Origin of the sequence: Candidatus Pantoea floridensis, from assembly GCF_900215435.1 — a bacterium.
Lineage (GTDB): Bacteria > Pseudomonadota > Gammaproteobacteria > Enterobacterales > Enterobacteriaceae > Pantoea > Pantoea floridensis.
On the sequence record NZ_OCMY01000002.1, the window covers coordinates 673135 to 688403 of the forward strand.

Below are 15269 nucleotides of genomic sequence, written 5' to 3' on the forward strand. Positions count from 1 at the left end.
CCTCCTTAATCGAATTTCATCCGCACGGCTTTCAGATTGATCACCGCCAGCGCGCCCACCAGCAGGAAGATCAGCGTGGCAATCGCTGCCGCCAGGCCAAAGTCCTGCCCGCCGCCGCCTTCAAACGCGATACGCCAGGTGTAATTCACCAGTAAATCGGTATAGCCGGCCGGCGTGGTGGTGCCGATACGATCTGGCCCGCCGTTGGTCAGCAGCTGCACCAGCACAAAGTTATTAAAGTTAAAGGCAAAACTGGCGATCATCAGCGGCATCAGCGGCTTCAATAGCAGCGGCAGGGTAATCAGGAAGAAATTCTGCATCGGCCCGGCGCCGTCCATTGCCGACGCTTCATAGAGATCGTCCGGAATCGCTTTCAGCAATCCCATACACAGAATCATCATGTAGGGATAACCGAGCCAGGTGTTCACAATCACCAGCATGGTGCGCGCCAGCGTCGGATCGCTGAACCAGGCGGGCTGAAAACCAAACAGCGCCTTTAGCATCACGTTGATTTCACCGAAGCTCTGGTTGAACAGCCCTTTAAAGATCAGGATCGAGATAAACGCCGGCACGGCATACGGCAAAATCAACATCACGCGATACACCGCCTTGCCTTTCAGCGCTTCCCACTGCACCAAACAGGCTAATACCATACCGACCGCCACGGTCAGGATCACGGTGATGAATGAGAACAGCAGCGTCCAGCCAAAAATGGCCAGAAACGGCTTCTGAATCCCTTCATCAGTAAACACACGGATGAAGTTTTTCCAGCCGCTGTTCACCGTGAAGCCCGGGCTGAGCGCTTCACCACTGGCGTTCTGATAGAAGCCGGTGTCACGATTGGCCTGATACAGCGCGCCGCTTTGTTGATTCTTCAGATCCCCGTTCGGCTGCAACGCATAGAGCGGCCGCGTGCCGGAGAACTGCCTCAGCGAGCTCATCACCACGCGACGACCATCCGGCAGTTCAGCCTGAATCTGGTTCAGCGCCTGGCGATTGCTGGTGACGATGCGCAGCGTGGCACGTTCACCGGCAGGGGGCGGGGCGCTGGTGAGTTTCAGCTGTTGCGCGCCGCCAAAGGCAAATGCGGGGGAAACAAAGGTTTGCCCGTTGGAGGCTTCCGTCAGCACCAACTGCCAACGATCGCCCGCCGGAAACAGCGAAAAATTGAGCGCCGAGCCATCCTGATACTGTCGGCTCAGCAACACCTGTTGCGCCCGCTCCAGCGTCAGCTGGTTGGTGCTGCTGTAGTTAGTGAAAGCAATCGCAACGGTGCAGGCGAGGGGAAACAGCACGAACAGCGCCATGCCCGCCAGCCCGGGATAGACATAGCGCCAGGCGTAGGCGCGACGATTTGCATAAATCCAGATGCCGACGGCGCTGATAATCAGCGTCACCAGCGCAAACAGATATTCACCTTTTGCATACATCAGCACGAGCAGATAGCCGACCAGCAGACAGCAGATACCGAGAAAAAGAGCCTTCAGCACGGCGCCGTAGCGTGCTGTTTTCGGTTTTCCTGACATGATGCGGTTTTCCTTAACAGCCAGTAACGAGCCGGAGCGATCCGGCTCTGGTAGAGAGGATTACTTGTTGAGACGCGCCTGCGCATCTTTCAGTGCCGCGTCCACGCTTTGACGACCGCTCAGCGCATTTAGCGTGGCGGTGCGCATGGCGTACCAGAAGGCGGCCATCTGCGGAATGTTTGGCATGATGTCGCCGTTACGCGCGTTATTCATAGTGGCGGCGATGCGTTCATCCTTCTCCAGCGTCTGCTGGAAAGATTTCAGCGCCACTGCGCCTAACGGCTTGTCTTTGTTGACGGCGTCGAGGCCAGCATCGGTCAGCAGGTAGTTTTCCAGAAACTCTTTCGCCAGCTCTTTGTTCGGGCTGGCGGCATTGATACCCGCACTCAGCACGCCGACAAAGGTTTTCGAGGGTTTGCCATTGAGCGTAGGCAGCAGCGTGACGCCGTAGTTAATCTTGCTCTTATCGATGTTGCTCCACGCCCACGGCCCGTTAATGGTCATGGCGGTTTGCCCCTTGTTGAAGGCGGCTTCGGCGATGGAGTAATCGGTGTCGGCATTCAGCGTTTTCGCCTTCACCTGATCGACAAGGAAGGTCATGCCCGCTTTAGCGCCGGCATTATCGACACCGGTATCCTTCACGTCGTAGCGGCCATCGTTAAGCTTAAAGGCATAGGCGCCACCGGCTGCCAGCAGTGGCCAGGTGAAGTACGGCTCTTGCAGGTTGAACATCATGGCGCTCTTGCCTTGCGCGCGCATTTTTTTGTCTAGCGCAGCGATCTCTTCCCAGCTTTTTGGCGGCTCAGGCAGCAGATCCTTGTTGTAAATCAGCGATAACGACTCGACTGAAATCGGATAACCGATCAGTTTGCCGTTGAAGCGCACCGCATCCCAGGTGAACGGGAAAATCTTCTGTTGGAAAGTGGCGTCCGGTGAGATCTCCGCTAACAAGCCTGACTGCGCGTAACCGCCGAAACGGTCGTGCGCCCAGAAGATGATGTCCGGTCCGTCGCCGGTGGCGGCAACCTGCGGATACTTCTCTTCCATTTTGTCCGGATGCTCAACCGTGACCTTAATGCCGGTCTCCTGCTCAAATTTTTTACCCACTTCAGCCAGGCCGTTATAGCCCTTATCGCCGTTGATCCAGATGACCAGCTTTCCCTCTTCAATTTTGGCAACGGCGGAAGCTGAAAACAGCACGGCCGTCAGGGCGGAAAGGGCAAGAATGCGTGCACCGGTTTTCATTGTCATAACTCCATCCTGTTAGCGGAAACGGAAATCGTTTTACCCACCACATTGTGCGTATCTGTCTCGGCTTCTCATCCTCCCCAGCTCTACGCCTGCCGCTCATCCACTGTGATCTGCGTTACAAAACCGCCCCCTTATCACGGGTTGGCGCACAAAATTACCGCGCAGCTCTGCGTTATCGATCACAAAAATCATCGCCTTCCGCGCTTTAACGCCTGACTCCTCGCGTTCTCCTCCTCCCGTCTCCTCCCCCACGCGGATGCGCTGCGGTGGAGGATGTCGGGCGTAGCGTCCTTGCCCATAGTGGTCGCCGGGGTCTGTCCGCCAACCTGCGGACAAGAGTGAGCTGAGAGGAAATGATCATGTCGAGCGTTACGTTACGCGGCGTCTCCAAAGTGTGGGGTGATACCGAGGTGTCGAAAAACATCAGCCTGGAAATAGCTGAAGGGGAGTTCGTGGTGTTTGTCGGCCCTTCAGGCTGTGGAAAATCGACGCTGCTGCGCATGATTGCCGGTCTCGAAACCATCACCAGCGGCGATCTGTTTATTGGTGACCAACGCATGAACGAAGTGCCGCCTGCGGAGCGCGGCATCGGCATGGTGTTCCAGTCTTACGCGCTGTACCCGCATCTTTCGGTGGCGGAGAACATGTCATTTGGCCTGAAGTTGGCCGGAACGCGTAAAGCGGAAATCCAGCAGCGGGTCAACCAGGTCGCGGAGGTGTTGCAGCTGGCGCATCTGCTGGATCGCCGTCCTAAAGCGCTCTCCGGCGGGCAGCGCCAGCGCGTGGCGATTGGTCGTACGCTGGTGGCAGAACCCCGCGTGTTTTTACTGGATGAGCCACTCTCTAACCTCGACGCGGCACTGCGCGTGCAGATGCGAATTGAGATCTCTCGCCTGCATAAGCGCCTGAATCGCACCATGATTTATGTCACCCACGATCAAACCGAAGCGATGACGCTGGCCGACAAAATCGTGGTGCTGGATGCCGGACGCGTTGCCCAGGTCGGCAAGCCGCTCGAGCTTTATCACTATCCCGCCAATCGTTTCGTCGCCGGCTTTATCGGTTCGCCACGCATGAATTTCTTACCGGTAAAAGTGACCGCCACCGCGATCGATCAGGTTCAGGTGCGCTTACCCAACACGCAGCTGGTGTGGCTGCCGGTCGATAGCGCCGACGTTCAGGTGGGCAGCAACATGTCGTTAGGCATCCGGCCCGAGCATCTGCTCTCCAGCGATATTGCCGACGTCACCCTCGAAGGCGAGGTGATGGTCGTCGAGCAGTTGGGTCACGAAACGCAAATTCACATCCAAATTCCCGCTATTCGTCAAAGCCTGGTTTATCGCCAGGATGACGTCGTGCTGGTAGAAGAGGGCGCCCTGATGGGCATCGGCCTGCCGCCGGAGCGTTGCCATCTTTTCCGTGAAGATGGCAGCGCCTGTCGCAGGCTTCATCAGGAGCCCGGTGTTTAGCCCTGCAAAACAATAAAAGCAATGACCTCAGGAGATAGAAAATGTTAACTCTGCGCAAACTCCCTCTCGCGGTTGCTATCGCGGCGGGCACGCTCTCTGCCCCGTCAATGGCAGTCGATTTTACCGGCTATGCTCGTTCGGGCATCGGCTGGACCGGCAGCGGCGGGGAACAGCAATGTTTTCAGGCCACCGGTGCTCAAAGTAAATACCGTTTGGGGAACGAATGTGAAACCTACGCTGAACTGAAACTGGGCCAGGAAGTGTGGAAAGAGGGCGATAAGAGCTTCTATTTCGATACCAACGTCGCCTACTCCGTCTCACAACAGAATGACTGGGAAGCGACGTCCCCGGCATTTCGTGAAGCCAACGTAAAAGGAAAAAACCTGATTGACGCCCTGCCGGGATCCACCATCTGGGCCGGTAAGCGTTTCTATCAGCGCCATGACGTCCACATGATCGACTTCTACTACTGGGATATCTCCGGTCCGGGTGCCGGTCTGGAAGATGTTGACCTCGGCTTCGGTAAACTTTCGTTCGCCGCCACGCGCTCCTCAGAAGCCGGCGGTTCTTACACCTTCTCCAGCGATCGGATCCGTGATTACGCCACCAGTACTGCGAACGACGTGTTCGATGTACGTCTGGCGGGCATTGAGACCAACCCGGACGGCGTGCTGGAACTGGGCGTCGATTACGGCCGCGCCAACGCGCGTGATGGCTATCGTCTGGAAGATAACGCCTCCAAAGATGGTTGGATGTTCACTGCCGAACATACCCAAAGCATGATGAAGGGCTACAACAAATTCGTGCTGCAATACGCCACCGATGCGTTGACCTCGCAGGGCAAAGGGTTGCCGCAGGGCACCAATATCAATAACAGCGGCAGCATGTACCGCGTGCTCGATCACGGCGCGATCAACCTCGCCGAACGCTGGGATCTGATGTATGTCGCCATGTACCAGAACACCGATCTTGATAACAACCGCGGTACCGAGTGGTACACCGTGGGCGTGCGCCCAATGTACAAATGGACGCCAATCATGAGCACCTTGCTGGAAGTGGGCTACGACAACGTGAAGTCGCAGCAGGTGAGCGAGCGCAACGGCCAATACAAAGTGACACTGGCGCAACAGTGGCAGGCGGGCGATAGCATCTGGTCGCGTCCGGCATTGCGTCTGTTCGCCACTTACGCCAAGTGGGATGAGAAGTGGGGTTACAGCAAAGACAGCGCCGGCGACTTGACCTCATTTGCGTCTAACGACAGCAGCGGCAACGGCATTTTAACCAACAGCCGTGGCAACAACGATGAGTGGACGTTCGGGGCGCAGATGGAGATTTGGTGGTAATGCTCCCGCTGATGTCCTGACTGAGACCATCTCTTTTCGGCGCGGCGCGCCATTGCCTGGTTCGCGCCGCTGCCTGACAGCTTTTTGAGGTATCACAATGAGAATGAAAAAAACGGTTTTTGCGCTCTGCCTGAGCGCGGCGCTGCTGGCTGGCCAGAGTTTACCGGCCTTCGCCGAAGTGAATCTGGTGCCGCAGGATCTCTCAGCCGCGCCAACGATTCCTGCCTCCAGCCTGCAAACTTTAAGCTGGCTGCCGGTGGATACGTCCCGCACCCAGGCCACCACGCTGACGGAAAAGGGAACGAATTTGAATGCCGCAGGCGTAACGGGAGCGGTGGCTGCCTATAGCCTGCCGGCTAACATCGGTGAACTCACCATCACGCTAAGCAGCGAAGTGCAGCAAAATCGGGTATTTGCGCCGAATGTGCTGGTTCTGGATGAGAATATGCGCCCTGCGGCCTGGTTCCCGGCACGCTTCTTCACCTATCAGCAACCGGGCGTAATGGCCGCGGATCGGCTGGAAGGCGTGATGAAGCTGACCCCTGCGCTCGGGCAGCAAAAGATATATCTGCTGGTGTTCACCACTGATAAGGATTTGACCGAAACCACTACGTTACTGGATCCGGCTAAGGCGTACGCCAAAGGCACCGGCAATGCGATACCGGATATTCCCGATCCTATTGCGCGCCACAGCCGTGAAGGCACGTTGAAGCTGAAAGTAAAAACCAGTTCAGGTTCATCCATTTTGGTCGGGCCGTTGTTTGGTTCATCTGGCCCCGCGCCGGTAACGGTGGGAAATACCCAGCCGGTTGCGCCTGCGGTGTATCACGCAGCACCTGCACCGGACGCCAAACGTGAACCGATCATGACCGATACCGAAGGCTATTTTAATCAGAGCATTCGTCAGGCGGTCGATCAGGGCAATATCGATAAAGCGTTGAAGCTGCTGGATGAGGCCGAGCGTTTGGGCTCAACCTCGGCGAGGAAAGTTTTTATCAGCAGTGTTAAAGGCAAGGGGTAAAGCGCCCCGACAGTGTTGATTTGTTCCATCTGGTGCGCTTCGGCGCACCTTTTTTATGCCAGGTGCGCATTAATGCGCACCCTACGAAACCGTGCATCAGGAAACCCTGGCGTGGAAATGCATGCGCCACGGATCCTGTAGGGTCGTCATTAATGGCGACCCGGTGCGCATCAATACGCGCCCTACAAAACCGTGCATCAGGAAACCCTGGCGCGGAAATGCATGCGCCGCGGATCCTGTAGGGTCGTCATTTATGGCGACCCGGTGCGCATTAATGCGCACCCTACAACATTTCAAACCAGCTTTCGCCGCCGATCGATATCCGCCAGCAAGGCGTTAATCTGCGGGTTGGCGAACATCTCCTCCAGCGAGGCGCTCAGCTTGCGTCGCCAGTTGGGATAGTGCGTGGTGGTGCCGGGAATATTCACCGGGGCTGCCATATCCAGCCAGTCCTCGGGTTGCAATCCCAGCAGCGCGCTGCGGCTGTCAGCCAGATAGCGATGCAGCGCCGCGCTTAATGCTTGATTCATTATCGGTGTGTCAACCCGATCTAACAGATAGCCGCTGCGTTGCAAAGTCTTGAACAATGCTTGCGTGGCCGCTAAGCGCGCTTTGTGAAGCCCAGCCAGAATCTGCTTATCCGGATACAACCCAAGCTCACTCCCGAGGCGCAAATCGTCACTTTGCCACCAGCCGCGCAGCGTCGGCATATCGTGCGTGGTTGCCACCGCCATCGCCTGACGTGGCCAGTGAGAAGGGGGACGAAACGCCGTTTTTGACGTCTGTTCAAAGTAGAGCACTTTGTAGGAGTAAACGCCCGCCTGCTGCAGTTTGCCGATAATCTTTTCCGGTACCGTGCCCAAATCCTCGCCGATAACCATGCACCGATGGCGCTGGCTTTCCAGCGCGAGAATGGCGAGCAAATCGTCGATAGGATAATGAACGTAAGCGCCTTCTGCAGCGGTTTCTCCCAGCGGGATCCACCACAGTCGCAGCAGCGCCATCACGTGATCGATACGCAGTGCGCCACAGTCGCGCATATTGGCGCGCAGTAGTGCAATCCACGGCTCGTAAGCGCGGGCCTGCATGATTTGCGGATCCATCGGTGGCAGTCCCCAGTTCTGTCCCAGCGGGCCGAGAATATCCGGTGGCGCGCCGACGCTGGCCTGCAAGCAGTACAGCTCGCGATCGCTCCAGGTTTCTGCGCCACCCTGTGCCACGCCAACCGCCAGATCGCGGTATAAACCAATCGGCATCCGGTGTTTTTGACAAACAGCCCAGCAGGCAGCGAACTGGCTGGCGGCCAGCCATTGCAGCCACAGATAGAAGCGCACCTCGTAGGTATGCTCGATACGAAATGCCCGTACCACCGGGCTATCAGGTGATTGCAAGGCGGCAGGCCAGGTTGTCCAGTCGTAGCGTTGAGGATCCTCGGCGATTTGTGCGGCGTGCAGCGCATCAAAAACGCCCTGATGCAGCAAACTTTCTCCGCCTTCTGCGATAAAAGCAGCAAAAGCGTTCACTTGCTTATCGTCAGCATCGCGCTTTCTGAAGTGCTGCCAGGCAAGGCGCAGCGCTTCCAGCTTAAGGTGGGTAACGGCCGAATAATCGACCCACTCAGCATCACGCGCCGCCTGCAAAGCCTGCTGTGTCGCAGCCGAATGCCACCAGCGCTGCGCCTCTTCACTCTGCTTAAAGTCCTCTACGGCGGCGACGTCGATATACAGCATATTGAGCCAGCGACGCGACGACGGGCTATAAGGGCTGGCACTCTCCGGCAGTGCCGGGAACAGCGCGTGCAAAGGATTAAGGCCAACGCAGGCCGCGCCGCGCTGGGCTACCTCTGCCAGCATCTGCTGGAGATCGCCGAAGTCGCCGATGCCCCAGTTGGTGGCAGAGCGCAGGGTATACAGCTGAATACACGCACCCCACAACGATTGTCCCTGCGTGATGGCCGGCGGCTCATAGCAGCGAACGGGTGCGACGATAATACTGCAGTGCAACGGCTGCGGCTGCGCGTGCACAGTCAGTTGGTGGTAGCCCAACGGCAGCGACGGCAAGGCGATCGGCTGGTTGGCTACGCATTGGCCGCTCCAGCTTTCGCCCTGTTCACTCACCAGTTGCCAGGCCGCACTTACGTCAGACGCGGGCAGCACAATTTCAGCCGATTGCGCGTGCACGATCCAGACCGGCGGCAGCGGTGAGGATCTCTGCCGGCGAGGATGCATAGCCGCCAGCAGACGCTGGCGGGTAACGGCGGAGACGGATTGCAAACGACCATGCGCGTCGATGTAATCGCTGGCGATGGCAGACTCGATTTCAAATGCTGGTGTCATGGTGCTGCTCATCGCGCGGCCTGCCAGATGCGTTGCTGATAGTCTCGTATTGCGCGGTCGGAGCTGAACATACCGCAGCGCGCGGTGTTGAGGATGGCGGCGCGCGTCCAGCCATGTTGATCGGCCCACAAAGCCTCTGCCTGCGCCTGGGCGTTCAGGTAGTGGCGAAAATCGGCCAGCACCAGATAGGGATCGCCGCCCGCAGTGCTAAGACTTTGCAATAAGGGGGCGAAAGCGCTGGCGTCGCCGTCGCTAAAGGTGCCATCTTCTAACGCCTTGAGCACCCTATCGAGCTGCGGATCTTTTTTCCGCCAGGCGTCAGGCGCGTATCCATTGGCCTTCAGCGCGCGGACCTGATCCACTGTATGCCCGAAGATAAAGATATTTTCACTGCCAACCTGCTCGGCGATCTCCACATTAGCGCCGTCCAGCGTGCCGATGGTTAACGCCCCGTTGAGCGCCAGCTTCATGTTGCCGGTGCCGGAAGCCTCTTTGCCTGCCGTGGAAATCTGCTCGGATAAATCCGCCGCCGGAATCAGTCGTTCCGCCACCGACACATTGTAATCCGGAATAAACACGACTTTTAGGCGGTCGCCAATGCGCGGATCGTTGTTGATAGTGGCCGCCACTTTGTTAATGGCGTAGATGATATTTTTCGCCAGTACATATCCCGGTGCGGCTTTCGCGCCAAACAGCACCACGCGCGGCGCCAGATTGGCCTGCGGGTCGCTTACTAAGGTTTGCCACAAGGCAATGATGTGCAGCAGCGCAAGATGCTGACGTTTATATTCGTGCAGGCGTTTGATTTGCACATCAAACATCGCCTCGGGATTCACTACCACGCCGGTGCGTTCTGCAATCCAGGCCGTGAGTGCCAGCTTATTTTGCTGCTTAATCGCGCGGTATTGCGCCTGGAATGCGGCATGATCGGCGTACACCTCTAGCGCCTCAAGCTTGCTCAGATCGGTTAACCACGGCTGGTCGAGCGTTTGGCTAATCAGCGCGGCAAGCGCGGGATTGCACTGATTGATCCAGCGGCGTGGGGTGATGCCATTGGTGACGTTATGAAATTTCTCTGGCCACAGCGCGTGGTATTCGGGGAAGAGATCGTTGACCACCAGCTGTGAGTGCAGCGCGGCCACGCCGTTCACCGCAAAACCGCTGGTGACGCAGAGATTTGCCATGCGTAGCTGATTATTGTGCACCAGCGCCAGCTTCGTCCAGATCGCGTCCTCACCAGGCCAGCGCGCGTTAACTTGCTTCTTCAACTGTGCGTTTAAGGTGTTGATAATCATCATATGGCGCGGCAGCAGGGCGCGCACCATGCGCACGTCCCAACACTCCAGCGCTTCAGGCATTAAGGTGTGGTTAGTGTAGGCAAAAGTGTGCTGCGTAATCTGCCACGCGTTTTCCCAGCTCAGTTGATGCTCGTCCAGCAGCAGGCGCATCAGTTCCGGAATCGCCAGGGTCGGATGGGTATCGTTAAGCTGAATCACCTCATAATCTGGCAAAGATTCAATAGGGCGTCCGGCGCGATGATGACGGCGCAGGATGTCCGCCAGCGAGCAGGCACACTGGAAATATTGCTGCATCAGGCGCAGTTTTTTGCCGCTGTCGTGGTTGTCGTTGGGGTAGAGCACTTTCGTCAGTTTTTCAGCGTCAATGCCGCGCTGCTCGGCCCGCAGAAAATCGCCGTTATTGAAGCGTTGCAAATCAAACGGTTGCGCCTGTTTCGCCTGCCACAGGCGCAGAGGCTGCGTCACGCCGTTTTGGTAACCCACAACCGGCAGATCCCAGGCTTCCCCCAATATCTGCACCGCGGGTTCCCAATGTGGAACACCGTTCTGCGTGATGACTTTTCCGCCCAGCTTAACCTCTACCGTGAGCGCCGCATTGTGGTTAAACCAGGGATAGCGGTCGCGCTGCCAGTTATCCGGTTGCTCCTGCTGGGCGCCATCAACAAAATGCTGGCGGAACAGTCCGTACTGGTAATTAAGGCCGTAGCCGGTGGCCGACTGTCCCACCGTCGCCATTGAATCCAGAAAACAGGCCGCGAGACGCCCCAGGCCTCCGTTACCCAGCGCCGGATCGATTTCACGCTCTTCCACGTCACTCAGTGAGATATCCCACTCGGCTAGCGCTGCATTGACGTCGTCATACCAGCCAAGGTTCAGCAGATTGTTGCCGGTCAGGCGGCCCAGCAAAAATTCCATAGAGATGTAATTCACATGACGCTGTGAGGTGGCCGGCGGCGCAGCGGGCCTGTCGGCCAGCATATCGGCCAGCGCACCGCTGAGCGCCTGCCACCACTGATCCGGCGTCATCTCTTTTGCATCCTGCAGACCAAATCGTTGCCACTGGCGGGTCAGCGCGTGTTTAAAACGGGTGCGATCAAATTTCATAACCAGGTTATCCAATACGAGAGGAAGTGCCTGCCATTCTGCGCGACGGGCTTTTGGCGCTCCTCCTCCTGCGAAAAATTCAGGGGGGAGGATGATCGGGGTGGAGAGGCTGAGGGAAATCTGAAAGCGTGGCAGGAATGTGATAACCCTCGCTTTTGTTAAGATTGCTTTATGGGTTCGCTTGCAATAGGTAAACGAATATCTGAACGTATGTGACTATTAATTACGAAGCGTAAAATAATGATGCGCCACGTTAAGGGAGAAACGTTCGCCGATGTTAATACCCTCAAAACTCAGCCGTCCAGTCCGCCTCGAGAGCACGGTAGCGCGTAATCGCCTGATTCAGAAACTGAGCGCCGCGGGGAATTATCGTCTGGTGCTGGTAACCAGTCCGGCGGGATATGGCAAAACCACGCTGATATCCCAATGGGCAGCAGGCAAGCCCAATCTTGGCTGGTATTCACTGGATGAGGGCGACAATCAGCCTGAACGTTTCGTTGATTACCTGATTGCGGCCCTGCAGCAGGCAACGCTTGGCGGCTGTGCCCGCAGCGAAGCACTGGCGCAGAAGCGGCAATACATCAACCTCAACGCCTTGTTTGCTCAGCTGCTCAGTGAACTGACGTTGTGGCAGCAACCGGTGTGGTTGATCATTGACGATTATCACCACATCACCAACCCTGCCATCCATGATGCGATGCGCTTCTTCTTACGTAATCAGCCGGAGAATGTGACGCTGATTTTGCTGTCACGTAATTTGCCACAGCTCGGTATTGCCAATCTGCGCGTGCGCGAGCAGCTGATTGAATTAGGCAGCCAGCAGCTGGCATTCACTCATCATGAAGCTAAGCAATTTTTCGATTGCCGCCTGAGCACGCCTTTGGCGTCGGATGAGAGCGGACGCTTGTGTGATGATGTGGCGGGATGGGCAACGGCCTTGCAGCTGATCGCGCTCTCCACCCGCCAGGGTGCCAGCTCGGCGCAGGATTCCGCGCGTCGTCTTTCTGGTATCAACGCCAGCCATTTAGCTGATTATTTGGTTGAGGAAGTGCTGAATAACGTCGATAGCGCCACGCGTCAGTTTCTGCTGAAAAGTGCGCTGCTGCGCTCCATGAACGACACGCTGATCGCCTGCGTAACCAGGGAAGAACAAGGGCAGATGCGGCTGGAAGAGATTGAGCGGCAAGGGCTGTTTTTACAGCGCATGGATAACTCAGGCGAATGGTTTAGCTATCATCCGCTGTTTGGCAATTTTTTACGTCAGCGCTGTCAGTGGGAGCTAGCGGCAGAACTGCCCGCGCTGCATCGCGCGGCGGCCGAGAGCTGGATGACGCTGGGTTTTCCCGGTGAAGCCATTCATCATGCGCTGGCCGCCGGTGATGCGCTGATGCTACGTGATGTTTTACTTGAGTATGCCTGGGCGCTGTTTAATCAAAGCGAGCTTACGCTGCTGGAGACGTCATTAAAGGCGCTGCCGTGGGCGATCCTGCAGGAAAACCCTAAGCTGCTACTGCTTCAGGCCTGGCTGCTGCAAAGCCAGCACCGTTTTTCCGAAGTGAACACGCTGCTGATGCGTTTTGAACAATCCTGCAGCAGCGAAATTGACGATGCGCTGCGTGGGGAATTCAATGCGCTACTGGCGCAGGTTTCCATGAATGATGGCAATGCCGAGGAAGCCGAACGTCTGGCATTGCTGGCACTCAATGTGCTGCCGCAGAGCCGTCAATACAGCTGCATTGTCGCCACGTCCGTGCTGGGTGAAGTGATGCACTGCAAAGGTGAACTCAGCAGCTCGCTGAAGCTCATGCGCCAAACGGAGCAGATGGCGCGTCGTGAAGAAGCGTGGAATTACGCGCTGTGGAGCCTGATCCAGCAGAGTGAAATCTTATTCGCGCAGGGTTTCTTGCAGTCTGCGTATGAGATGCAGGAACGAGCCTTTGCGCTGGTTAACGAGCAGCATCTGGCGCAGTTCCCAATGCATGAATTTCTGCTGCGCATCCGGGCGCAGCTGCTGTGGGCCTGGGGCCGGCTGGACGAAGCGGAGCATGCCGCGCGCGAAGGGATTAAAGTCCTGAAAGGGTATCAGCCGCAGCAGCAGATTCAGTGTCTGGGTTTGCTGGTGCAGTGTTCGCTGGCGCGCGGCAATCTCGATAACGCGCGCAGCCACCTGAGTCGTCTTGAGAACCTGCTTAACAATGGGTCATTACACAGCGACTGGATCGCCAATGCCGATAAAGTCAGAGTGATTTTTTGGCAGATGACCGGCGACAGCCAGAGCGCCAGCAACTGGATGCGGCAGACGGCGAAACCTGAGTTTGCCAATAACCATTTCTTACAAGGGCAGTGGCGCAACGTGGCGCGCGCACAAATTTTGCTGGGGAATATGAGCCAGGCCGAAGTGGTGCTGGATGAGCTGAATGATAATGCTCGCGCGCTCAACCTGATGAGCGACATGAACCGCAACCTGCTGCTGTTGAACCAGATTTACTGGCAAAGCGAGCGCAAAGCCGAGGCGCAGCAGGCGTTAACAGACGCGCTAAAACTGGCGCGCAGCACCGGTTTCGTCAGCCATTTTGTTATTGAGGGAGAAGCGATGGCGCAGCAGCTGCGACAGCTCATCCAGCTCAATACGTTGGATGAGCTCGATAATCATCGCGCCAGACGCATTCTGAGTGAGATCAATAAATATCATCGTCACAAGTTTGCCCACTTTGATGAAGGTTTTGTGAGTCGATTGCTTAACCATCCTGATGTACCGGAGCTTATCCGCACCAGCCCCCTCACCCAGCGAGAGTGGCAGGTATTAGGGTTGATCTATTCGGGCTACAGTAACGATCAGATTGCCGGCGAACTGGATGTTGCCGCCACCACCATCAAAACGCATATTCGCAATCTTTATCAGAAATTGGGCGTAACGCATCGTGCAGACGCCATGAATCAGGCGCAGGCCATGTTGAGGATGATGGGATATGTATGAGAGCGACGATGAGTGGAGAGCGAACGGACATTTAGCTACGAGGTTTTAATTTCGCTCCGCTGTATGGGATTTTCCCATACAGCGGGCGCTTTACTGCAAAAACCTATTTTTTCGGGATTTCGGAAATTTCTTTCACATCACTCTTATTCATCTGCTGCTTGACGCCGTTGGCATCGGTGTAACCCAGCAGACCGGTTTCCGCATCTTGCGGTTTACCATCGGCCACGATAGTACGACCATCGTTGGTATGGATGGCGTAAGAGGTGCGAGTACAGCCCGTCAGGGCAGATAGTGCCACAACTGCAGCAACAGAGATCAATAGGGCTTTTTTCATCACTCTCTCCAGGCGCGTTATTAGTTATCCAGTTCGCTCATGTTGGTAATCTTGTCGCGATTAATCTGCTCAGTTTTACCCGTTTGCGCATCTTTGTAAGAAACCAGGCCGGTGTCACTGTCAATTTGCGGCTTGCCAGAAGTGACGATAGTGCGCCCGTCCGTTGTCTTGATTGCCTGATTAGATGAGCAACCTGCCAAGGTTAAAGCCACAAAAGAGCCCAGAAAAGCGGTTAACAGCACTGTTTTTTTCATCGTAATGAGTTCCTTTCAGAAATAATTTTAACTACTCAACTAGCTTAGAACATATTTTACAAACAGCCAGGCGAGGGAGCAGAACATGGCACGAACTCCTCATTTCGGCTATAAAAAACGCGCCGATCCTTGCACCGTTTTCGTTTTGAGCAGGACATCTACCAGACAATATTACTTAACAATATAATGATAACCTTACGTAAATAATCCATGCGGAGCTGATTATTCAAGGGCGGATGATGAATATTAATCTGAATATATCAATACAGAATTCATGATTAAAACTTTATATTTTGGTTAGGTAAGATTTTTGGGTTATTTAAAAAAATAAAGCGAGAAATGTCGTGTTTAAATAC

Annotated in this window: 10 protein-coding genes; 4 read left to right on the forward strand and 6 right to left on the reverse strand. The window is 56.0% G+C overall.

The genetic code is table 11. The features are described 5' to 3' along the window. Positions 1-5: 5 nt before the first annotated feature. A complete protein-coding gene (gene malF / locus CRO19_RS23735) occupies positions 6-1526 on the reverse strand; it encodes a maltose ABC transporter permease MalF (RefSeq protein ID WP_097098282.1) in 1521 nt (506 codons plus the stop codon). A gap of 60 nt (positions 1527-1586) precedes the next feature. After that, entirely contained in the window at positions 1587-2777 is a 1191-nt protein-coding gene (gene malE, locus CRO19_RS23740) for a maltose/maltodextrin ABC transporter substrate-binding protein MalE (protein WP_141400280.1), read from the reverse strand. Between the two features lie 359 nt (positions 2778-3136). Between malE and malK the strand changes: the two genes are divergently transcribed. From malK to malM, 3 genes are all read left to right on the forward strand, one after another. After that, positions 3137-4246, forward strand: coding sequence for a maltose/maltodextrin ABC transporter ATP-binding protein MalK (gene malK / locus CRO19_RS23745; protein WP_097098284.1), 1110 nt, complete (start codon positions 3137-3139; stop codon positions 4244-4246). Positions 4247-4287: 41 nt separating this feature from the next. Further along, positions 4288-5589 carry a maltoporin gene (locus CRO19_RS23750; RefSeq protein WP_097098285.1) on the forward strand — a complete coding sequence of 434 codons (1302 nt, stop codon included), beginning with the start codon at positions 4288-4290 and terminating at the stop codon, positions 5587-5589. 97 nt (positions 5590-5686) lie between these two features. Continuing rightward, positions 5687-6610 (forward strand): maltose operon protein MalM, encoded by a 924-nt coding sequence (gene malM, locus CRO19_RS23755; RefSeq protein ID WP_097098286.1) that lies wholly within the window; start codon positions 5687-5689, stop codon positions 6608-6610. A gap of 293 nt (positions 6611-6903) precedes the next feature. Here malM and malQ read toward each other — a convergent pair whose 3' ends face one another. Both malQ and malP read right to left on the reverse strand, forming a co-directional pair. After that, positions 6904-8958 (reverse strand): 4-alpha-glucanotransferase, encoded by a 2055-nt coding sequence (gene malQ / locus CRO19_RS23760; RefSeq protein WP_097098287.1) that lies wholly within the window; start codon positions 8956-8958, stop codon positions 6904-6906. Beyond that, entirely contained in the window at positions 8955-11348 is a 2394-nt protein-coding gene (gene malP, locus CRO19_RS23765; RefSeq protein ID WP_097098288.1) for a maltodextrin phosphorylase, read from the reverse strand. The genes malQ and malP overlap by 4 nt, the downstream gene beginning before the upstream one ends. A gap of 274 nt (positions 11349-11622) precedes the next feature. Between malP and malT the strand changes: the two genes are divergently transcribed. Further along, positions 11623-14325: an HTH-type transcriptional regulator MalT gene (gene malT, locus CRO19_RS23770; RefSeq protein ID WP_097098289.1), complete on the forward strand. Its 2703-nt coding sequence runs from the start codon at positions 11623-11625 to the stop codon at positions 14323-14325. A gap of 103 nt (positions 14326-14428) precedes the next feature. Here malT and CRO19_RS23775 read toward each other — a convergent pair whose 3' ends face one another. Both CRO19_RS23775 and CRO19_RS23780 read right to left on the reverse strand, forming a co-directional pair. Then, positions 14429-14659 carry a YgdI/YgdR family lipoprotein gene (locus CRO19_RS23775; RefSeq protein ID WP_097098290.1) on the reverse strand — a complete coding sequence of 77 codons (231 nt, stop codon included), beginning with the start codon at positions 14657-14659 and terminating at the stop codon, positions 14429-14431. A gap of 20 nt (positions 14660-14679) precedes the next feature. Next, positions 14680-14913, reverse strand: a complete 234-nt coding sequence (locus CRO19_RS23780; protein ID WP_097098291.1) for a YgdI/YgdR family lipoprotein — start codon at positions 14911-14913, stop codon at positions 14680-14682. Positions 14914-15269 lie beyond the last annotated feature (356 nt).

Bases quoted from the DNA above. Each gene is read 5' to 3' on its own strand.
- malM (WP_097098286.1), top strand. From the start codon at position 5,687: ATGAGAATGAAAAAAACGGTTTTTGCGCTCTGCCTGAGCGCGGCGCTG.
- malF (WP_097098282.1), bottom strand. From the start codon at position 1,526: ATGTCAGGAAAACCGAAAACAGCACGCTACGGCGCCGTGCTGAAGGCT.
- malP (WP_097098288.1), bottom strand. From the start codon at position 11,348: ATGAAATTTGATCGCACCCGTTTTAAACACGCGCTGACCCGCCAGTGG.
- malE (WP_141400280.1), bottom strand. From the start codon at position 2,777: ATGACAATGAAAACCGGTGCACGCATTCTTGCCCTTTCCGCCCTGACG.
- malT (WP_097098289.1), top strand. From the start codon at position 11,623: ATGTTAATACCCTCAAAACTCAGCCGTCCAGTCCGCCTCGAGAGCACG.
- CRO19_RS23750 (WP_097098285.1), top strand. From the start codon at position 4,288: ATGTTAACTCTGCGCAAACTCCCTCTCGCGGTTGCTATCGCGGCGGGC.
- CRO19_RS23775 (WP_097098290.1), bottom strand. From the start codon at position 14,659: ATGAAAAAAGCCCTATTGATCTCTGTTGCTGCAGTTGTGGCACTATCT.
- CRO19_RS23780 (WP_097098291.1), bottom strand. From the start codon at position 14,913: ATGAAAAAAACAGTGCTGTTAACCGCTTTTCTGGGCTCTTTTGTGGCT.
- malK (WP_097098284.1), top strand. From the start codon at position 3,137: ATGTCGAGCGTTACGTTACGCGGCGTCTCCAAAGTGTGGGGTGATACC.
- malQ (WP_097098287.1), bottom strand. From the start codon at position 8,958: ATGAGCAGCACCATGACACCAGCATTTGAAATCGAGTCTGCCATCGCC.